General features: G+C 38.3%; 20 protein-coding genes and 1 other RNA gene. 19 read left to right on the top strand and 2 right to left on the bottom strand.

What is annotated here, in order from left to right; all coding sequences use genetic code 11:
• Window positions 1–56 precede the first annotated feature (56 nt).
• From rapZ to DS745_RS09630, 4 genes are all read left to right on the top strand, one after another.
• Window positions 57–935 carry an RNase adapter RapZ gene (gene rapZ / locus DS745_RS09615; RefSeq protein ID WP_129078039.1) on the top strand — a complete coding sequence of 293 codons (879 nt, stop codon included), beginning with the start codon at window positions 57–59 and terminating at the stop codon, window positions 933–935.
• Window positions 936–1,880, top strand: a complete 945-nt coding sequence (locus DS745_RS09620; protein WP_129078040.1) for a gluconeogenesis factor YvcK family protein — start codon at window positions 936–938, stop codon at window positions 1,878–1,880. It begins immediately after the preceding gene.
• A gap of 136 nt (window positions 1,881–2,016) precedes the next feature.
• On the top strand, window positions 2,017–2,952 hold the full coding sequence (whiA, locus tag DS745_RS09625) for a DNA-binding protein WhiA (protein WP_129078153.1): 936 nt from the start codon (window positions 2,017–2,019) through the stop codon (window positions 2,950–2,952).
• 75 nt (window positions 2,953–3,027) lie between these two features.
• Window positions 3,028–3,285 (top strand): HPr family phosphocarrier protein, encoded by a 258-nt coding sequence (locus DS745_RS09630; RefSeq protein WP_129078041.1) that lies wholly within the window; start codon window positions 3,028–3,030, stop codon window positions 3,283–3,285.
• 133 nt (window positions 3,286–3,418) lie between these two features.
• Here the strand turns inward: DS745_RS09630 and clpP are convergent, their stop codons facing one another.
• Complete coding sequence (gene clpP, locus DS745_RS09635; protein ID WP_129078042.1) at window positions 3,419–4,003, bottom strand: ATP-dependent Clp endopeptidase proteolytic subunit ClpP; 585 nt, start codon at window positions 4,001–4,003, stop codon at window positions 3,419–3,421.
• A 347-nt stretch (window positions 4,004–4,350) separates the two neighbouring features.
• Here clpP and DS745_RS24570 point away from each other — a divergent pair, with 347 nt between their 5' ends.
• The 9 genes from DS745_RS24570 (at window position 4,351) to eno (ending at window position 14,288) form a co-directional block, all read left to right on the top strand.
• Window positions 4,351–4,503: a hypothetical protein gene (locus DS745_RS24570; protein ID WP_161568224.1), complete on the top strand. Its 153-nt coding sequence runs from the start codon at window positions 4,351–4,353 to the stop codon at window positions 4,501–4,503.
• Between the two features lie 310 nt (window positions 4,504–4,813).
• Window positions 4,814–6,154 carry an RNA polymerase factor sigma-54 gene (gene rpoN, locus DS745_RS09640; RefSeq protein ID WP_241657776.1) on the top strand — a complete coding sequence of 447 codons (1,341 nt, stop codon included), beginning with the start codon at window positions 4,814–4,816 and terminating at the stop codon, window positions 6,152–6,154.
• A 138-nt stretch (window positions 6,155–6,292) separates the two neighbouring features.
• Window positions 6,293–6,532, top strand: a complete 240-nt coding sequence (locus DS745_RS09645) for a glutaredoxin family protein (protein ID WP_129078043.1) — start codon at window positions 6,293–6,295, stop codon at window positions 6,530–6,532.
• Between the two features lie 341 nt (window positions 6,533–6,873).
• A complete protein-coding gene (locus tag DS745_RS09650) occupies window positions 6,874–7,905 on the top strand; it encodes a sugar-binding transcriptional regulator (RefSeq protein WP_129078044.1) in 1,032 nt (343 codons plus the stop codon).
• A gap of 176 nt (window positions 7,906–8,081) precedes the next feature.
• Window positions 8,082–9,089: a type I glyceraldehyde-3-phosphate dehydrogenase gene (gap, locus tag DS745_RS09655; protein WP_129078045.1), complete on the top strand. Its 1,008-nt coding sequence runs from the start codon at window positions 8,082–8,084 to the stop codon at window positions 9,087–9,089.
• A gap of 197 nt (window positions 9,090–9,286) precedes the next feature.
• The gene (locus tag DS745_RS09660) at window positions 9,287–10,471 is read left to right on the top strand and encodes a phosphoglycerate kinase (protein WP_129078046.1); all 1,185 of its coding nucleotides are present in this window, start codon (window positions 9,287–9,289) and stop codon (window positions 10,469–10,471) included.
• Window positions 10,472–10,594: 123 nt separating this feature from the next.
• On the top strand, window positions 10,595–11,353 hold the full coding sequence (gene tpiA, locus DS745_RS09665) for a triose-phosphate isomerase (RefSeq protein ID WP_129078047.1): 759 nt from the start codon (window positions 10,595–10,597) through the stop codon (window positions 11,351–11,353).
• Window positions 11,346–12,881: a 2,3-bisphosphoglycerate-independent phosphoglycerate mutase gene (gene gpmI / locus DS745_RS09670; RefSeq protein WP_129078048.1), complete on the top strand. Its 1,536-nt coding sequence runs from the start codon at window positions 11,346–11,348 to the stop codon at window positions 12,879–12,881. Before tpiA ends, gpmI begins: the two co-directional genes overlap by 8 nt.
• A 120-nt stretch (window positions 12,882–13,001) precedes the next feature.
• Window positions 13,002–14,288 carry a phosphopyruvate hydratase gene (gene eno / locus DS745_RS09675; protein WP_129078049.1) on the top strand — a complete coding sequence of 429 codons (1,287 nt, stop codon included), beginning with the start codon at window positions 13,002–13,004 and terminating at the stop codon, window positions 14,286–14,288.
• A gap of 240 nt (window positions 14,289–14,528) precedes the next feature.
• Here eno and secG read toward each other — a convergent pair whose 3' ends face one another.
• A complete protein-coding gene (gene secG, locus DS745_RS09680; RefSeq protein ID WP_196121229.1) occupies window positions 14,529–14,759 on the bottom strand; it encodes a preprotein translocase subunit SecG in 231 nt (76 codons plus the stop codon).
• A gap of 181 nt (window positions 14,760–14,940) precedes the next feature.
• Between secG and DS745_RS09685 the strand changes: the two genes are divergently transcribed.
• The 6 genes from DS745_RS09685 to DS745_RS09710 all read left to right on the top strand — a co-directional run bounded on the left by DS745_RS09685 (window position 14,941) and on the right by DS745_RS09710 (window position 21,170).
• Window positions 14,941–15,630, top strand: coding sequence for an alpha/beta hydrolase (locus DS745_RS09685; protein ID WP_129078051.1), 690 nt, complete (start codon window positions 14,941–14,943; stop codon window positions 15,628–15,630).
• Window positions 15,631–15,646: 16 nt separating this feature from the next.
• Window positions 15,647–16,393, top strand: coding sequence for an alpha/beta hydrolase (locus tag DS745_RS09690; RefSeq protein WP_129078052.1), 747 nt, complete (start codon window positions 15,647–15,649; stop codon window positions 16,391–16,393).
• 116 nt (window positions 16,394–16,509) lie between these two features.
• A complete protein-coding gene (gene rnr, locus DS745_RS09695) occupies window positions 16,510–18,909 on the top strand; it encodes a ribonuclease R (RefSeq protein WP_129078053.1) in 2,400 nt (799 codons plus the stop codon).
• 170 nt (window positions 18,910–19,079) lie between these two features.
• Window positions 19,080–19,547 carry an SsrA-binding protein SmpB gene (smpB, locus tag DS745_RS09700; protein WP_129078054.1) on the top strand — a complete coding sequence of 156 codons (468 nt, stop codon included), beginning with the start codon at window positions 19,080–19,082 and terminating at the stop codon, window positions 19,545–19,547.
• Between the two features lie 101 nt (window positions 19,548–19,648).
• Window positions 19,649–20,001: a transfer-messenger RNA gene (gene ssrA / locus DS745_RS09705) on the top strand.
• 461 nt (window positions 20,002–20,462) lie between these two features.
• On the top strand, window positions 20,463–21,170 hold the full coding sequence (locus DS745_RS09710) for a hypothetical protein (protein WP_129078055.1): 708 nt from the start codon (window positions 20,463–20,465) through the stop codon (window positions 21,168–21,170).

A 21,170-nucleotide genomic window follows, 5' to 3' on the forward strand; every position in this document is an offset into this window, starting at 1 on the left:
CGTAATTGTTGAACAAACATAGCCTTAAAATCATATAAAGAAAGGGAGAAGCACTTATGTCAGCAAAACGAGATATACAAGTAGTCATTATTACAGGAATGTCAGGTGCGGGAAAAACGGTTGCGGTACAAAGTTTCGAGGATTTAGGCTTCTTCTGTGTTGATAATCTGCCACCCGCGTTAATTCCTAAATTTATTGAGCTTATTGAAAGCTCAGGGGAAATGAATAAAGTAGCATTAGTTATTGACCTTCGTGGTCGTGAGTTCTTTGATCAACTTTTTCAATCAATCGATTATTTAGGAACAGTGACTGAAGTTAAACCACAAATCATCTTTTTAGATGCAAAAGATAGTAAGCTTGTACAACGTTATAAAGAGACTCGCCGTTCACATCCATTAGCACCAAAGGGTCTCCCATTAGAGGGGATTCAACTAGAGAGAGAAATGCTTGAAGAACTTAAAGGTCAAGCACAACAAATTATAGATACAACGGATTTAAAACCAGTTCAGCTACGCGAAAAAATTATCGAGCGTTTTTCTGCTGCTGAGCAGCATTCGTTCTCAGTAAATGTGATGTCATTTGGCTTTAAATACGGAATGCCAATAGACGCTGATTTAGTATTTGATGTTCGTTTCTTACCAAATCCTCATTATATTGATCATATGAGACCAAAGACAGGCTTGGAAGAAGAAGTTTCTTCTTATGTTTTAAAATGGACGGAAACACAGCAATTTATTGAGAAACTTGATGACTTATTGACGTATATCTTACCTCACTATAAACGTGAAGGGAAAAGTCAAGTTGTGATTGCGATTGGGTGTACGGGTGGTAAACATCGTTCAGTCACTCTTGCTGAGTATTTTGGGAAAAAGTATTCAACCGATTATAAAACGTTTATTACACACCGAGATGTTCATAAAGGGAAGGGAAATTAGGTGAAAAAAGCGAATATCGTAGTTATTGGTGGTGGAACAGGTTTATCAGCCATTTTACGGGGGTTAAAAACGTTCCCTGTAGATATCACTGCCATAGTCACTGTCGCCGATGATGGCGGTAGCTCAGGACGTCTTCGTGAAGAATTTGACATACCTCCTCCTGGAGATGTCCGAAACGTTCTAGTTGCCCTTTCAGAGGTGGAACCCTTGGTCGAAGAATTATTTCAACACCGTTTCCAAAACGGTCATGGCTTACAAGGCCATTCGTTGGGTAACTTATTATTAGCTGGTATGACATCGATTACAGGTGATTTTGCAAAGGGAGTTCATGAACTCAGCAAAGTATTAAATGTTCGTGGAAAAGTTCTTCCTGCAGCAAATCAAAGCATTGTCTTAAAGGCTGAAATGATCGACGGAAGTATAGTTGTTGGTGAATCTACCATCCCTAAAATTGGGAAAAAAATAAAGCGAGTATTTTTGACACCTGAAAACGTTCAACCACTAGCCGAGACCTTAACAGCAATAAGAAAAGCAGACTTAATCGTTATTGGCCCTGGAAGTCTTTATACGAGTGTTTTACCAAACTTACTCGTGCCTGGGATTGCTGAAGCAGTAAAAAAGGCTTCAGCGAAAAAGGTTTATATATGTAACGTAATGACACAGCCTGGTGAAACAGATAACTATACAGCAAGCGATCATGTGCAAGCGTTAGTCTCACATGTAGGCACAGGAATTATTGAGACAATTATTGTTAATAATCAAGAAATAGATAAACAATATTTAGAGCTTTATGCAAAAGAAGGCGCTAAAGACGTCAAATATGATAAAGTAGAGCTACAAAAACTCTCGTATCAAATTGTTGCCGATCGCCTCTTAATATACCGTGACAATCTTTTGCGTCACGACGCAATTAAACTTTCACAATTGTTATTATCATTACTTTAATTATGAATTTCGAATTATGAATTATGAATTATTGTAAGAAAGGCTTCGAAGCAAACCTTCAATCCATTCAATTCACAATTCATAATTCATAATTGACAATTTAAAAGGGGGTCTAGCCTTGTCTTCTTTCGCTGCGATGACAAAAAAAGAATTAACACAAATCGATGCAGAAGGTTGCTGCGCCGAAGCGGAATTAGCTGCCCTCATACGAATGAATGGTTCTTTATCTTTTAGTAATAAACAATTAGTTTTAGATATTACAACTGAAAATGCTGCTATCGCTAGAAGAATTTATACATTAATAAAGAAAACATTCCCAGTGCATGTGGAGTTGCTCGTTCGAAAAAAGATGCGCCTAAAGAAAAATAATGTCTATTTAGTGAGAATTTCACAGGAAGCGCAGAAACTGTTGGCGAATTTAGGTATTATGAAGGAAGGCTTCCAATTTGTTAGAGAAATATCAGATGATATAAAAAAGAATGGGTGCTGCAAAAGAGCTTATTTACGAGGTGCCTTTCTTGCAGGAGGATCAGTCAATCATCCTGAGACATCTTCTTATCATCTCGAAGTCTTCTCACTTTATGAGGAACACAATACTTCTCTTTTTGAGTTAGCAAATTCCTATGACCTAAATGCAAAAGTATTAGAAAGAAAAAAAGGTTTCATTATCTACATTAAGGAAGGCGAGAAAATTACTGAGTTTTTAAATATCATCGGAGCGCACCAAGCCTTATTGTTCTTCGAAGATGTTCGAATTATGAAAGACATGAGAAATTCGGTAAATCGACTTGTTAATTGTGAAACCGCTAACTTAAACAAAACAGTCGGTGCTGCCATGCGACAAGTGGAAAACATTCGCTTCATACAACGCGAGGTGGGATTAAACATCTTACCAGAAAAGCTAAGAGAAATTGCTGAACTTAGAGTAAATCATCAAGATGTAACCCTCAAGGAGTTAGGTGAAATGGTTTCCACAGGTAAGGTAAGTAAGTCGGGAGTAAATCATCGGTTGAGAAAAATTGATGAGTTTGCAAACAAATTACGAAATGGTGAAGCCGAATATAAGTTTTAAACGTAATGTAGTTAGGAACCAAAAAATTAAAAGAATTACATTGAATACATGAATTGTACAAAGGAGGAGAAAGAAATGGTAGAAAAAGCTGTCGTAGTTAACCGTAAGTCAGGATTACAAGCACGTCCTGCCGCGTTATTCGTACAAGAAGCAAACAGATTTAGTTCAAATATTTTTATTGAAAAAGAAGGCAGAAAAGTAAATGCCAAAAGCATCATGGGTATTATGAGCTTAGCTGTAGGATCTGGTAAAGAAATTACCATTATTGTTGACGGTAAAGATGAAGCCGAAGCAATTAATGCATTAGTAGCATTTGTACAAAAAGAAGAGTAGGATCAGACAATTGTCAATTGTCAATTAGGAATTGTGAATTAGCTTGGGGAAGGCTTCGAAGCTCTTCTTTCAACCAATTGACAATTCACAATTAGAAAAAGCTAGGTCGCATTGACCTAGCTTTTTTGCATAATTATTTTTTCTTAGTTAGTACATCATCAATTAAGCCGTATTCTTTTGATTTTTCTGCTGTCATGAAGTTGTCACGGTCTGTGTCACGTTGAATGATTTCGATTGGTTGACCAGTGCGTTCAGCTAAAATTTCGTTTAACTTAGCACGCATCTCTAGAATTCTTCTAGCGTGAATTTCGATATCAGAAGCCTGACCTTGAGTTCCACCAAGTGGTTGGTGAATCATCACTTCACTGTTTGGAAGTGCATAACGTTTTCCTTTTTCACCAGCAGCTAATAAGAAAGCACCCATTGAAGCAGCCATTCCAATACAAATTGTTGACACTTTAGGTTGGATAAATTGCATAGTGTCATAAATAGCCATACCAGCAGTAATAGATCCACCCGGGCTGTTGATATATAGAGAAATATCTTTCTCTGGATCTTCTGCAGCTAAGAATAGTAACTGGGCAACAATTGAGTTAGCTACATTGTCATCAATTGCGCTTCCTAACATGATGATGCGGTCTTTTAAAAGTCGAGAATAAATGTCATACGCACGTTCACCGCGGTTTGTTTGTTCAATAACTGTAGGGATTAAATTCATAATAAAAGCCTCCTTAATTTGTTAAATCCTCTAATAATACTAAGTTTATGTATATCATAATCTAAAGGTCAGTGAAGGTCAAACGATATACACTGCCTGTGTAATAATTCGCTGACTTTTTCATAATTCCTGCTTCAAACTTTCCTTCATTCCTTTAATACATATTCATCTTAACCGAAACTATACAATTTAAAACCGACTAAATTTCGTTCCTGAAATTTTTTTAGAACAAAAGTCCCGATCAAAAATAGAAACTTGGACTCAATTCATGGTTGACATCTAGAGTTATAATAGAAAAAGTGGATTTTTGTAGATATTTGTCGAAAATGAAATTGGAGGGTTTTCAAATGGGAACAATTAAAGGATATCTTAGGCGTAAATGGCATGGCTTCTTTATGAAGCGTCATCTTGCGATTTATGGGGCAATAGTTGACCCAATTGAAAAACAAAAGAGATATGATAAAGCTTCCTTCCATGCAACTAAATTATTGAGAAATTAATCGTTAAAAGTTACCATTAATACCATGAAAACAACATAGATGAATTACTAGAGATATGAGAGAATAAAGAAGTAAAACACGTCCATGTTTTACCTGCATATAGTAGCCCCTTTTCTTAAGGGGCTACTTATATTTTTGTCTAAGAAATATTGACCAAGCCCTTTTTAGGAAAAATGCTCTAACATCTGCATTAAGACGAGATCACATCGAATACTATAGATAAAAATGTAATCGTTTACATTATTGGTATAAATCGCTTCACTCAAAACTATAAACATAGTATGATAGAGTTTAGGAGGAGGTATGGTTGATGAATATGGATTTTGGTTTGTATCAACAACAGTCCATGAAGCTTGTCATGACGAATGAATTGCGTCAAGCAATTTCCATTCTACAATATTCAACTCAGGAATTATTGTCCTTTATTGAAGAACAACAATTAGAAAACCCTCTTCTTGAAGTGAAGGAAAAAAGAAATGACGATAAACTGGTAAAGAAATCTGAAGTTGATTATGAAAATGCAGCTGATTGGAAAGTCTACGAGGGTGAGCAAACGTCACCGCTAGACTATCTAAGTAAAAATGAAGCTAGCCTGCAAAACTATTTATTTAACCAAATTCGCTTTATGCCACTCTCGAAATCAGAAAAACGAGTAATTACATACCTAATTTACTCGTTAGATGAAAACGGATATTTTACTGGAGACTTAGAAGAAGTAGCGAGTCGCTTTGTTATCTCAAAAGAAAAAGCGCTGTTCGACCTGCAAGTTCTGCAATCACTAGAACCGGCAGGTGTTGCTGCACGAAATCTTCAAGAGTGTCTTCTACTTCAATTAAGAAAGCTTGAGCGGAGAAATGAGACTGCTGAACAGATCGTTGAACATTACTTAGACATGTTTGCAAATAAAAAGTGGAAAGAAATCGCCAAGGCTTTATCAATTACGTTAGAGGATGTTCAGAGCGTTGCTGATTTAATTCAAACACTTCAACCAAGGCCAGGAGCGATCTATAATCATGAACCATCAACATATATTAGCCCAGATGTATTTATCGAGCTCGTAGATGGTGAGTTCCGTATAACAATTAATGATCGTCTATTACCTAATGTTACTGTTAGTCGGGATTACAGAGAGTTGTTGGATAAAGCTTCTGATGAAACTTCAGCAAAATATGTTCAACAGAAATATCAACAAATTTTATGGTTAGTAAAAAGCCTTGATCAACGTCAACAAACGTTACTAAAGGTTACCGACGCTATTGCCAGGCATCAAGAAGCCTTCTTTAAATTTGGGTATGAACACTTAAAACCTTTAACGTTAAAAGAGATTGCTGCTGAGATTGATGTACATGAATCAACGGTAAGTCGAGTTACCACCCAAAAATACGTACAAACGCCAAGAGGCTTGTTTGAATTAAAATATTTCTTTAGTTCTAGTCTGAAAACGGACGACGGAAACGGAACCTCTTCATTAAGCGTAAAAGAATTCATAAAAAAAGTTGTTGATCAAGAAAATAAGCAAAAACCCCTATCTGATCAAAAGATCGTCGACATCTTAGAAAAAGAAAACTCAATAGAAGTGTCACGTCGAACGGTTACAAAGTATCGAGAGGAACTAAATATTCCTTCATCATCTAAGCGGAAACGCTTTTAAAAGAAATTATGAATTATGAATTATGAATTATGAATTATGAATTATGAATTATGAATTATTGGGGGCTTTGCTTCGAAGCGTGACTGAACCAATTCTCAATTCATAATTCATAATTGACAATTAGTACTCGGAGGTTTTATGAAAGTTACGTATTATTCTAAAGAAAACTGCTCCTTATGTGACAAAGGTCTTCTAGTTTTAGAACAGATCAATAAAGATTTTCCTCTGACTATTGAAGTCGTTGATATATATAAGGATGATGACCTGCTAATGAAATACCAAATCATGATCCCAGTCGTTGAGATCGCTGGGGAAGAAGTGGATTACGGCATTCTCTCAGAAGCAAAAATAAGAGACTTTCTAGAAAAGAAGAGTTGAGGCAAAAGCGTAAGCTTTTGCCTCAACTCTTCTACATTCTACATTCGCCCCCAGTGTTATCAATTCACAATTGACAATTCAAAATTGACAATTCATAATTAATGTATACGTTTCCAATTGTGACAATCTAAATTTTGCTAATATTAGGCTTGCTATGAAAACAAAACCTTGTTACACTAACACTGTAATAAGGATTTATTTAATTTTTTCGGAAAACTACCCTATGAAAAATTAAAGGGAATTAGTTTTTCTAATTTTTTCACCCTTATGGGACATAATATGTCTATGAGGGATATTATAAGTCCCTAACTTACATAATTAAAATGGGTAAGGGGATTTATATGAGAGTATTATTAGATATTCAGAAAAAATTATTACCCGACCTTCTAGACGTGTTGGGCAGTCGCTTCCGAATTCTACGATTTATTCGGTTGATGCAGCCGATTGGACGGAGGAGTTTAGCGACAAGTTTAGGAATGTCTGAGCGTGTTCTCCGTAGTGAAGTTACTTTCCTAAAGGACCAAGGACTACTAGACATGGCTACTGCGGGAATGACACTCACTGAGGAAGGAAAAAACGTTCTTACACAACTAGAGGAAATCATGAGTGACATTTTTGACTTAAAGGATCTAGAAGAGCAGATCAAGAAAAGCTTAGGACTCGTTGAGGTCATCGTGGTTCCGGGTGACAGTGATGAAGCACCTTGGGTCAAAAAAGAAATGGGTCGAGTAACTGTTCAACTGATGAAACGTCATTTAGCAGACGAAGCATCGAAAATTGTTGCCTTAACAGGTGGAACAACGATTGCCGCTGTTGCTGAAATGATGACTCCAGATAGTGAGATGAAGGAAACTCTCTTTGTTCCGGCACGTGGTGGGCTAGGTGAGCAGGTGGAAAATCAAGCAAATACGATTTGTGCAACAATGGCTACGAAAGCCATGGGTAGCTACCGATTGCTTCATGTTCCAGACCAGCTAAGTCAGGACTCGTACTCATCCCTTATGGAAGAGCCAAAAGTTAAGGAAATTCTTAACCTGATACGTTCTGCTAATTTAGTTATCCATGGAATTGGCGAAGCGAAGACGATGGCAGAACGCCGTGGATCATCTGAAGAAATTTTACAAAATCTTAACGAAAAACAAGCTGTCGCAGAAGCATTTGGATATTATTTCAACAAAGATGGGGATATTATTCACAGGGTCTTAACGATAGGTCTTCAGCTTGAAGATGTTTCTAATTCAAAATTGGTAGTTGCCGTTGCTGGTGGAGCTTCTAAAGCCCAAGCCATTTCAGCCTATATGAAGCAAGGGACGAGTAACGTTTTAATCACCGATGAGGGAGCAGCAAAAGCCTTATTACAATTACATTCATAAAAAAACTATTTTATTGAATACTAAAACATGTACTTAAGGGAAATTATGAATTATGAATTAGAAAAAGAGCTTCCATCAAGTCTTTCACTAATTCTACATTCTACATTCTACATTGTTATTAAGGGACTTCCCTTTATATAAAAAGATTTAGCTTAATCCAAGGAGGAATATTAATTATGGCAACTAAAGTAGGAATTAATGGTTTTGGACGTATTGGACGCGTGGTTTTCCGTGCAGCTTTAAATAACCCAAATGTTGAGGTTGTAGCAGTAAACGACTTAACTGACGCTCATTCACTAGCACACCTTTTAAAATATGATTCAGTTCACGGAACTTTAAACGCAACAGTAGAAGTTAACGGTGAAAACTTAGTAGTAAACGGAAAAGAAATTAAAGTTATCGCTGAGCGTGACCCAGCACAACTTCCTTGGGGTGACCTTGGAGTAGATGTGGTAATCGAGTCTACTGGACGTTTCACAAAGCGTGACGATGCTGCAAAACACTTAGAAGCTGGTGCGAAAAAAGTTATTATTTCTGCTCCTGCAACTGAAGAAGATATCACAATCGTAATGGGTGTTAACGAAGATAAATATGATGCTGCTAGCCACCATGTTATCTCAAACGCATCTTGTACAACAAACTGCTTAGCGCCATTTGCAAAAGTAATCAACGATAACTTCGGATTACGTCGTGGAATGATGACAACAGTTCACTCTTACACTAATGATCAACAAATTCTAGACTTACCACATAAAGATTTACGTCGTGCTCGTGCAGCTGCTGAAAACATCATTCCAACAACAACTGGTGCAGCTAAAGCGGTAGCTCTAGTACTTCCTGAGTTAAAAGGAAAGTTAAACGGTGGAGCTCTACGTGTTCCAACTCCAAACGTATCATTAGTAGACTTAGTTGCTGAATTAGATAAAGAAGTAACAGTAGATGAAATCAATGCTGTTCTTAAAGAAGCTGCTGAAGGTCCATTAAAAGGAATCCTTGGTTACTCTGAAGAGCCGCTAGTATCTCGTGACTACAATGGTAGCCCTGCTTCTTCTACAATCGATGCTCTTTCTACAATGGTTATGGAAGGCAACATGGTAAAAATTATTTCTTGGTACGACAACGAGTCTGGTTACTCGCACCGTGTAGTTGACCTAGTAGATTACATCGCTCAAAAAGGATTATAATTTCCAAAAGGAATTTATAGTCAATTGTTGAATAATAATAAGTTGGCAGAGAGGAGAAGGGAAACGTGTTTCTCTCTCCTCTTTCCACTGTGTAAAAAAATTTTGAATTATGAATTCAAAGCTTCTCTTCGAAGCCATACATACACCAATTCAAAATTCATAATTCACAATTCAAAATTTATAATGGAGGGTTTTTCATGAACAAAATGTCTGTGCGCGATATTGATGTAAAAGGTAAACGTGTATTTTGTCGTGTTGATTTTAACGTACCAATGAAAGACAACCAAGTAAGTGATGACACACGAATTCGTGCAGCTCTTCCAACGGTTCAATATTTAATGGAAAAAGGTGCAAAAGTTATTCTAGCTAGTCACTTAGGTCGTCCAAAAGGCCAAGTAAACGAAGACATGCGCTTAACGGCAGTAGCTGCTCGCCTTGGTGAACTTCTTGGTAAAAACGTTGTAAAAACAGATGAAGCTTATGGTGAAGCAGTAGAAACTGCGATTGCTGGTTTAGCTGAAGGTGACGTTCTTTTACTAGAAAACGTTCGTTTTTACCCTGGCGAAGAAAAGAATGATCCTGAGTTGGCAAAATCTTTTGCGAGCCTTGCCGATGTATACGTTAACGATGCGTTTGGTGCAGCTCACAGAGCGCATGCTTCAACAGAAGGTATTGCTCACCACCTTCCAGCGGTATCTGGTCTTCTGATGGAAAAAGAATTAGATGTACTAGGAAAAGCATTATTAAATCCTGATCGTCCTTTCACAGCTATTATTGGTGGAGCGAAGGTTAAAGATAAAATCGGTGTTATTGATAATCTATTAGAAAAAGTAGATAACTTAATCATCGGTGGTGGTTTGGCTTATACGTTTGTAAAAGCATTAGGACATGATGTAGGTAAGTCTTTACTTGAAGAAGATAAAATTGACTTAGCAAAATCGTTCATGGACAAAGCAAAAGAAAAAGGCGTGAAACTGTATATGCCTGAAGACGTTGTTGTTGCTGATGATTTCTCTAATGATGCGACTACAAAAGTTGTTGGTATTGATGAGATTCCAAGTGATTGGGAAGGCTTAGACATTGGTCCGAAAACAGTTGACACATACCGTAAAGTTATTATGGAATCAAAACTAGTGATTTGGAACGGACCTATGGGTGTATTCGAATTGCCATCATTTGAGAACGGTACGAAATCAGTCGCAGTTGCTTTAGCTGATGCGCAAAGTACGTACACAGTTATCGGTGGTGGAGACTCAGCAGCAGCAGTTGAAAAATTTGGTCTAGCTGACAGCATGGATCACATCTCAACTGGTGGTGGAGCATCACTAGAATTCATGGAAGGTAAACAACTTCCTGGAGTAGTGGCTTTAAACGACAAATAAAAAGCAATTATGAATTGACAATTGTGAATTATGAATTAACGTGTGTTTAGCTTCGAAGCTTAAACCCTCAACAATTCACAATTCATAATTCAAAATTCACAATTAATGAAAGGGGTTTTAATCGTGCGTAAACCAATTATTGCTGGTAACTGGAAGATGAATAAGACTATTGGTGAAGCAAAATCGTTTGTGCAAGAGGTAAAGGGTTTAGTGCCAACGAGCGCAAAGGTTGACTCGGTTGTTTGTGCGCCTGCATTATTTTTAGATTGTCTAGTAGATAACTCTGCTGGATCTGATCTTAAAATCGGTGCTCAAAACATGCATTTTGAAGAGAGTGGTGCATTTACAGGAGAAATTAGTCCTGTTGCACTAAAAGATCTTGATGTAGCATACGTAATTATCGGTCACTCTGAGCGTCGTGAAATGTTCGCTGAAACAGATGAGACGGTGAATAAAAAGACACATGCAGCACTTAAGCATGGTTTAGTTCCAATCGTTTGTTGCGGTGAAACACTAGAAGAGCGTGAAGCTGGAAAGACAAATGATGTGGTACGAGGTCAAATGGAAAAAGGCTTAGCAGGTCTTTCTGAAGAGCAAGTGAAAACAGTTGTTGTTGCTTATGAGCCGATTTGGGCGATTGGGACAGGAAAATCTTCTTCTTCTGCTGAAGCTAATGAAACGTGTGCGTACATTCGTACAGTCATCGCAGGAATGTTTTCACAAGAAGCGGCAGATGCAGTTCGTATCCAATACGGCGGCAGCGTGAAGCCAGAAAACATCAAGGAATACCTAGGACAAAGTGATATTGATGGAGCTTTAGTGGGAGGCGCAAGCCTTGACCATCAATCATTTTTACAGCTGTTGGAGGCAGGAAATGAGTAAGAAACCTGTAGCATTAATCATCCTTGACGGATTTGCTTTACGTGATGAAACAAAAGGGAACGCTGTAGCCCATGCGAATAAACCGAATTTTGATCGTTTCTGGAATGATTATCCACATGCGCAGTTACTAGCATCTGGTGAAGCTGTAGGTTTACCAGAAGGACAAATGGGTAATTCAGAAGTAGGACACTTGAATATTGGTGCTGGACGCGTTGTTTATCAAAGTCTCACTCGTGTAAATAAATCAATCCGCGAAGGTGAATTTTTTGGAAATGAAACGTTCTTAAATGCCATCAATCATGTGAACGAAAAAAATAGTAGTCTTCACATCTATGGCCTATTGTCTGACGGAGGAATCCATAGCCATATTCAGCATTTATTTGCATTACTTGAGCTAGCGAAAGAAAAGCAAGTAGAGCGAGTATATGTGCATGGCTTCTTAGACGGTAGAGATGTAGGTCCAACAAGTGCGAAAGAATATCTAGTAGCTCTTGAGGAAAAAATGAATTCGTTAGGCACTGGTACATTAGCTTCGATTTCAGGACGTTACTATGCGATGGATCGCGACCAACGCTGGGAACGTGTCGAGAAAACGTATCGAGCGATGGTTTATGGTGATGGCTTGAAGTATAAGAACAGTGCTGAAGCGCTAGAAGACTCTTATAAAAATGGCATTCATGATGAATTTGTACTGCCTTCTGTAATGACGAATGAAGACGGTACACCAGTTGGAACAATCCAAGATAAGGATGCAATTATCTTCTTTAACTTCCGTCCGGATCGTGCGATTCAATTATCACAAGTTTTTACAAACAATGATTTCCGTGGTTTCGATCGTGGTGATCAGCATCCGGTAGATTTACACTATGTTTGCTTAACACACTTTAGCGAGACAGTTGATGGGTTTGTTGCGTTCAAACCAACAAATCTTGATAACACATTAGGGGAAGTATTAAGTCAACAAGGCTACAAGCAGTTGCGTATTGCTGAAACGGAAAAATATCCTCACGTAACTTTCTTCTTTAGCGGAGGTCGTGAAGATAAGTTCCCAGGTGAAGAGCGAATTTTAATCAACTCACCGAAGGTTGCAACTTATGACTTGAAGCCTGAGATGAGCGCCTATGAGGTTACTGATGCTTTGTTACAAGAAATTGAAGCAGATAATCACGACGCCATCATTTTGAACTTTGCAAACCCTGACATGGTTGGACATTCTGGGATGCTTGAGCCGACCGTCAAAGCAATTGAAGTTGTTGATGAGTGCTTAGGTAAAATAGTAGATGCCATTATTGCAAAAGGTGGCTATGCCGTCATTACAGCTGACCATGGGAATGCTGATGAAGTTATTACGATGCAAGATACACCAATGACAGCACACACAACAAACCCAGTTCCAGTGATTGTGACGAAAAATGGTGTTACACTTCGCGAGGATGGGATCCTAGCAGATCTGTCACCGACAGTTTTAGAACTTTTAGGTGCAAATCAACCAGAAGAAATGACTGGGAAGAGCTTAATAAAAAATTAACATTGATGAATTAGGAATTATGAATTGTTTAGTTTATCATAGAAGTAGAGCTTCTTGGAATACATACATAATTCTGCATTCTACATTTTAAATCTTACATTAAAAAAGGAGTGTTTTTACATGACAATTATTACTGATGTTTATGCACGCGAAGTATTAGACTCTCGTGGAAATCCGACAATTGAAGTTGAAGTATATCTTGAAGGTGGCGCAATGGGACGAGCAATGGTACCAAGTGGTGCGTCTACTGGTGAGCATGAAGCTGTTGAGTTACGTGACGGCGGCGACCGTTACATGGGTAAAGGTGTTTTAAAAGCAGTTGAAAATGTTAACGAAGAGATCGCACCTGAATTAGTAGGTTATGACGCTCTTGATCAAGTTGGTATTGACCAATTAATGATCGACCTTGATGGTACACCTAACAAGTCTAAACTAGGTGCTAACGCTATTTTAGGTGTTTCTATGGCTGTTGCTCGTGCTGCTGCTGACGCTTTAGATATTCCTTTATACGTATACCTTGGTGGATTTAACGCGAAAACATTACCAACACCAATGATGAACATCATTAACGGTGGTGAGCATGCAGATAACAACGTAGACATTCAAGAATTCATGGTAATGCCTGTAGGTGCTGAAAAATTTGCTGACGCTCTTCGTATGGGTGCAGAAATTTTCCACAACTTAAAAGCAGTACTTAAGTCTAAAGGCTATAACACAGCTGTAGGTGACGAGGGTGGTTTCGCACCAAACTTATCGTCAAACGAAGAAGCTCTTCAAACAATCATTGAAGCAATCGAAAAAGCTGGTTACAAGCCAGGTGAAGAAGTTGTTCTTGCAATGGACGTTGCTGCTTCTGAAATGTACGAAGATGGTAAGTACAACATGAAAGGCGAAGGCGTTGTAAAAACAGCTGAAGAAATGGTTGAGTACTATAGCCAATTAGTTGCTAAATACCCAATCGTATCAATTGAAGACGGCCTTGACGAAAATGACTGGGATGGCTGGAAGAAGTTAACTGAAGCTTTAGGAGACAAAGTACAATTAGTTGGTGACGATTTATTCGTGACAAACACAACTAAGCTTTCTGAAGGAATTGAAAAAGGAATTGGTAACTCAATCCTTATCAAAGTTAACCAAATCGGTACATTAACTGAAACGTTTGATGCAATCGAAATGGCAAAACGTGCTGGTTACACAGCAGTAATCTCTCACCGTTCTGGTGAAACAGAAGACAGCACAATCGCTGACATCGCTGTTGCAACAAATGCTGGACAAATCAAAACTGGTGCTCCTTCACGTACAGACCGCGTAGCAAAATACAACCAATTACTTCGCATTGAAGATGGTTTAGACTACATCGGCCAATACGCTGGAAGAAAAGCGTTCTATAACTTGAAAAATATCTAATATGATGAAGACTCCAGGGTTCTGGAGTCTTTTTTTCGTGGTGGAAACCTAGCAGCTTTTGTTCTAAAGACAACTTACAGTCCAAACTCAGACATTTATGATCCAAAAATGAAATTTACAGTCGAAACAGATGCATTTACAGTCCGAAAACAAGATTTACAGTCGAAACCCTATTTTTACCGTAAGGGGTATATATCAAAACAAAAAAAGTAGCAGGGGATATCCCCTGCTACTTAACTATTACGCTACATACGCCACTAAAACCGCTAAAACGATGAACAATGTTGCTAAAACCACTGTCGCTTTTTGAAGAACGGCATCTATTCCACGAGCTTTTTGCTTACCGATTAATTGCTCAGCACCACCAGAAATGGCACCTGCTAATCCTGCGCTACGGCCTGATTGTAATAATACAACTGCAATAAGTAAAACTGAAACAATAACTAATAATACTGTTAAAAAAGCGTGCACTAAAAACACCTCCAACGTAAGTATACAATTAGTCTTAATGTACCACAAGAAAGCCAATTGTACAAGCAATGATTGAATAATATGAAACATTTGACATGACATCTGCGTATAACTAGAGTAAGATTGTAGCAGCAAAGGTTTTCCAATATATTCTACTATTCCAAAACTGGGGGAAAAGAAAATGATTGGTTGCTTATGTATCCATGGATTTACAGGGGAAGCTAAAGAAGTAGGGCCTTTAACTGATTTCTTAAAAAAGAAAAAAGGCTGGTTGGTTTATTCGCCAACTCTACCTGGTCATGGTAGTAAAGAAGGGTTGAAGAAAGCAAATTTTAAGCACTGGTTGTACGCGGCAGAAGTAGCCACCCAAGAGCTTTTAAAGCGTTGTGATAAAGTATATGTCATCGGTTTTTCAATGGGTGGGATGATCGCTGCTTATGTCGCCTCGAAGTACCCAATTCATAAACTAGTTCTCTTAAGTTGCTCCGCTTACTATCTAAATCCAAAGCAAATCATTCAGGATATGAAGGGGTGGATCATAGAGGGCTGGCGCGGCGAGCTTTCAAATGACATTCTTTATAAAATGTATCGAAAAAAAATCATTGATACTCCAATGAAGGCTACAATTGAATTTGCGAAAACCGTCTATAAAACACGGCCAATCTTAAAAAAAGTAAAAGTACCGACGCTCATTGTTCAAGGGGAATGTGACGGGTTAGTTCCTCCACGTAAAAGCGCAGAGTACTTATATGAGATGATTAGTTCTGCTGAAAAGCAGTTATACTACTTTAAAAACTCAAAACACTACATTTGGCTCGGGGAAGAGCGCGAAAATTTGTTAGAAATTATTAATCATTTTCTTGAAAATTAACGGAGGTTATTTATATATGAAAGTTGCAGCACCAAAACCGTTTTTATTTGAGGGGGGCGAGCGAGCAGCATTACTGTTACATGGTTTTACAGGAAGTTCAGCGGATGTACGAATGCTTGGTCGATACTTGAATAAAAAAGGCTATACATGCCATGCTCCACAATATAAAGGACATGGGGTACCACCTGAGGAGTTAGTTCATACAGGCCCAGATGATTGGTGGGAAGATGTCTTAGCCGGCTATAATCTTTTGAAAGAACGAGGACATGAGGAAATTGTGGTAGCCGGGCTTTCGCTTGGAGGGGTATTTTCACTGAAATTAGGTTACACTTTACCTGTAAAGGGAATAATACCAATGTGTGCACCTATGCATATTAAAAGTGAAGAAGTCATGTACAAAGGCGTGTTAGCTTACGCCAAAGAGTACAAAAGTCGTGAGCAGAAAAGTGATGAACAAATCAGCGCAGAAATGGAAGAGTTTAAGAAAACTCCAATGCGAACCTTAAAAGCTCTTCAACAACTTTTACGAGAAGTCCGTGACAATGTCGACATGATCTATGCACCTACATTTGTCGTACAAGCACGCCATGATGATATGATTAATACCGAGAGTGCTGATATTATTTATGACCATATCCAGTCTGAAAACAAACATTTGAAGTGGTATGAGGAATCCGGTCATGTCATAACCTTGGATAAAGAGAAGGAACAACTACACGAAGACGTTTATAAGTTTATTGAAGGTCTAGAGTGGAATGTTTGAGAAAAACAAACCAATTGTCAATTATGAATTGTGAAATTAGGAATTGCGTTTGGAAGCTTCGAAGGTTTACAAAACCATTCTACATTCTACATTAAACAAAAGGAGGGAAATTATAAATGGATTATCAACAAAGAAAAGAGCAGCTTCTCGGTTTTATGAGAGAAGAGGCTTATAAACCATTATCCGTAACTGAACTAGAGTCCGCTTTTGGGATTACAGACTCTAGTGAGTTTAAGGATTTTGTAAAAGTATTAAACGAGATGGAACAACAAGGACAAATTGTCCGAACGAGAAGTAACCGCTATGGTTTACCAGAAAAAATGAACTTGGTACGCGGGAAGGTTCAAGCAAATGCAAAAGGATTTGCGTTTATTATTCCTGAAGATGGGATGTCTGAGCGCGACATTTATGTAAATAGTGCAGATATGAACAGTGCGATGAACGGAGATATCGTACTTGTTCGATTACATCCAAAATCAGAGGGAGCTCGTCCTGAAGGGCAGGTTATCCGCATTTTAGAAAGAGGCCTAACTCAAGTAGTAGGTACATACTCTGAAAATAAATTTTACGGATTTGTGATTGCTGACGACAAACGCATTCCAAATGATATTTTTATTCCGAAAGATGCAAACGGTGGGGCGGTAGATGGTCACAAGGTTGTTGTTAAGATTAATAAATATCCAGAAGGACGGATGAGTGCTGAAGGTGAAGTAGTCACGATCTTAGGGCACAAAAATGACCCGGGTGTAGATATTTTATCCATCATCCATAAGCACGGTCTACCTCAGGATTTCCCTGAAGAAGTACTTGCACAAGCGAATGCTGTACCAGATGAGATTGACCCTGAGGAGATTAAAGGACGTCGTGACCTTCGTGATCAAACGATTGTAACGATTGACGGTGCTGATGCCAAAGACCTTGATGATGCTGTTAACGTTGAAAAGTTAGAAAACGGAAACTATAAACTTGGTGTTCATATTGCTGACGTAAGTTATTATGTAACAGAAGATTCTCCAATTGATAAGGAAGCTTTTGAACGAGCAACAAGTGTTTACTTAGTAGACCGAGTAATTCCGATGATTCCGCATCGCTTATCCAATGGAATCTGTTCATTAAATCCAAAAGTTGACCGATTAACACTCTCGTGTGAAATGGAAATCAATCCTCAAGGGCAAGTTGTCGCCCATGAAATATTCCAAAGTGTAATTCGGACGACTGAACGAATGACGTATACAGATGTGCGGAAAATTTTAAACGAAGAAGATGAAGAAGTTACAAAGCGTTACGAACCGTTAATCCCATTTTTCAAACAAATGGGTGAATTAGCGAACATCCTTCGTAACAAACGTATGGAACGTGGGGCAATTGACTTTGATTTTAAAGAGTCAAAGGTGCTTGTCGATGACGACGGAACCCCAACCGACGTTGTTCTACGTGAACGCTCGGTAGCAGAACGATTAATCGAAGAGTTTATGTTAGCTGCCAATGAAACGATTGCTGAACATTTCCATTGGATGAAAATTCCGTTTATCTACCGGATCCATGAAGATCCGGATGCTGAAAAACTAACACGTTTCTTAGAATTTATTACGAACTTTGGCTATGTCGTTCGTGGTACCGCAAATACGCTTCATCCAAGAGCATTACAAATGCTTCTAGAAGAAGTTCGTGGTGAACCAGAAGAAACAGTTATTAGTACGGTTATGCTTCGTTCCATGAAACAGGCAAAATATGACCCTAATAGTTTAGGTCATTTTGGATTATCAACTGAGTTTTATACTCACTTTACATCACCAATCCGACGTTATCCGGATTTGATTGTTCACCGCCTAATCCGAAAGTATTTAATTGAAGGTAAAACAGATGATCTAACAGTTAGCCATTGGGCTGAGAAGCTTCCAGTGATCGCAAGTCATGCTTCAGAAATGGAGCGTCGTGCCGTTGAAGCAGAACGTGATACGGATACGTTAAAGAAAGTTCAGTTTATGCAAGACAAAATTGGTGAGCAATTCGAAGGAATGATTTCTGGAGTAACTAACTTCGGTATCTTCGTAGAGCTTCCAAACACGATTGAAGGACTTGTACACGTTAGTTACTTAACTGATGACTATTACCATTACGATGAAAAGCAATATGCAATGATCGGTGAACGAACAGGCAATGTCTTCCGTATCGGTGACGAGATCGAGGTAAAAGTAATTGGGGTTAATGTTGACGAAATGTCTATCGACTTTGAAGTTGTCGGCATGAAAGCACGAAAAGAACGTACCCCACGTGAAAAGCCAAAAGTCATTGTTGGCGGAGGTAAGCGTAAAGAACGTAGTGGTGGCGGTAGCGGTGCAAGTGGTGAACGTGGTCGTAGATCAGGTTCAGGTCAAGGTCAAGGACAGCCAAAACAAGGCCAAGGACAAGGTGAAGGCGACAAAGCCAAACGCGGCGGGGGAGCAAAGAAAAAGAAGTTCTACGAAAACGCTCCTAAAGCTAAGCGTAATAAAGGGAAAAAGCGTAATAAGTAGCTCATTACGGTGCCTGGCACCATAAATGGACAAATCACCTTAAAGATCCTTTTGAGGTGGACATTATGTGAAGCTAATCAGGTGGTGCGAGAAGCACCACCTGAATGCCTTGATATAGTTAAAAGAAAATGATATGATTTAGGGACGATGATTGTAAGGAGGTGCTAATAATGCCGAAGCATGATGCAAAGGTTGTTGCTCAAAATAAAAAAGCTAACCACGATTACTTTATTGAGGAAACGTATGAAACAGGTGTTGTTCTTACTGGTACTGAGATAAAGTCAATTCGCGCTGGTAAAGCCAATATTAGAGATTCTTTTGCCCGCATTAAAAACGGCGAAGTATTCTTATGGAATGCCCATATTAGCCCGTACGAGCAAGGAAATCGTTATAATCATGATCCTTTACGAACACGTAAGCTTTTAATGAAGAAAAAAGAGATTAGTAAGCTCATTGGAATTACTAAGGAGCAAGGCTACACTCTAGTGCCGTTAAAGATTTATTTAAAAAACGGCTACGCAAAAGTTCTTATCGGTTTAGGTAAAGGTAAGAAAAACTACGATAAGCGTGAGTCATTAAAAGAAAAAGACGCCAAGCGGCAAATCGAAAAAGCATTCAGAGAACGACAAAAACAATAATTACCATTTATGTCGAATGATCTTTATGTTATACTAAGTTTGTAGTTGAGATTGTCACTAACAACTACGACATTTCACAGAGTTCACTACTCTGCATATCTGGGGACGTTCTGGATTCGACAGGGATAGTTTGAGCTTAAGTGGCGAGTCGAGGGGGTCGGCCTCGTTAAAACGCCAACGCCTATAACTGGCAAACCTAATTACGCTTTAGCTGCTTAATATAAAGTAGCTGCTCCTCCCTCCATCGCCCATGTGGTAGGGGTCGGGGCTCAACTTAGTGGGATACGCCGGTTGTTCACCGTCTGAGGACGAAGGAAGAGATTAACCAGACTAGCATCAAGGGCGCCTGTCACTAGGCAGATTTGATAGCGAAACGCTAATGTAGTGACTACACTCGTAGAAGCTTAAGTGCCAATATTTCTGGACGTGGGTTCGATTCCCACCGTCTCCACCAAATACCAACATCAACCGCGTAGCCGTGTTAGGCTACGCGGTTGTTTTTGTTTTTTATTATGTCCTGTTTTTTCGATTTTATTTATATCCTCACCTTGCTTCCAAATATAATCCCTTGAACCAACTAGTCCTGTTTCGTTCTTAATAAAGTATAAAATTCTTTATATAAAACAAAATAGTGAGAAAACTCATAAAAAAAAGAGAAAACAAACGAACTTTGTTCATTATAATGAAAAAACGGGTGTTTTTGAGTATTTTCAATTTTAAAAATATGAAATATACTCAAATTACAAAGTTCGTTAAAAAGAACAAAACAAACAAAACTCGTTTCTTATAACGATTTACACAACATGAGAGTGTATACGGGAGGGGAGTACAGTTAGATACATGAGAATCCGAAAGTATAGGAAGAAATATCGGAAAGTAGTCATTGGCATACAAATACTCTTATTATGGTATATTTTGGTCCTTTCTGGTATTCAGCTAAACTCCTTTACTAATGCAGCATTTAATGATGTAGAGACTATACCATTTACTTTAAGAGCAAGTTGGGATGTTGAAGAAGAAACTCCGAATGGATGGGCATCTCTAGAATTTATTTCAATAAAGGGCGATTGTAATGAGATTATTGCAATCCTAAAGAATGGTAAAGATTCTAAAGCCATGCCTGAGGAAAGGAAATATGAAGTTTGGTGGGCAAAGACTGGTAATGATTTAAACAACAACAAAGGAGAGTTAGTAGGTTCTGGTACCTTTAATTTAGGAACTGATGAAAAAATAGAACTAAGCCATTCTCCTAAAAAATCAGGTAATTACCGATTTATAGCATATCAAGAAGAGGGCAAGCCAGGCCAACCAATAACTAGGATTGATATTGAAATTGAGCTAACTAACTGTGAGGAGAGGGGTAACCCTCCAAAAGGGAAAGGGCCAAAAACAAAATCTGAGGAACTTTCTGAGAGTCTAGATTTGGTTGAAGAAACAATAAAAAATGAAGATAAACAAGTAGAGAAAGAGGTTAATGAAGAACCTAATGTCAGCACAATAGAGTCAAATAAAGAAACAGAAGTCACTTCTAGTAAAATAATAGAGTCTGAAGAAGAGAGCGTTGAAAACAACATAGAGTCAGAAGATAAAAATCTCGAAATAAAAAATACAGTAGGTGATTAG

It is taken from the genome of Anaerobacillus alkaliphilus (genome assembly GCF_004116265.1).
GTDB lineage: Bacteria > Bacillota > Bacilli > Bacillales > Anaerobacillaceae > Anaerobacillus > Anaerobacillus alkaliphilus.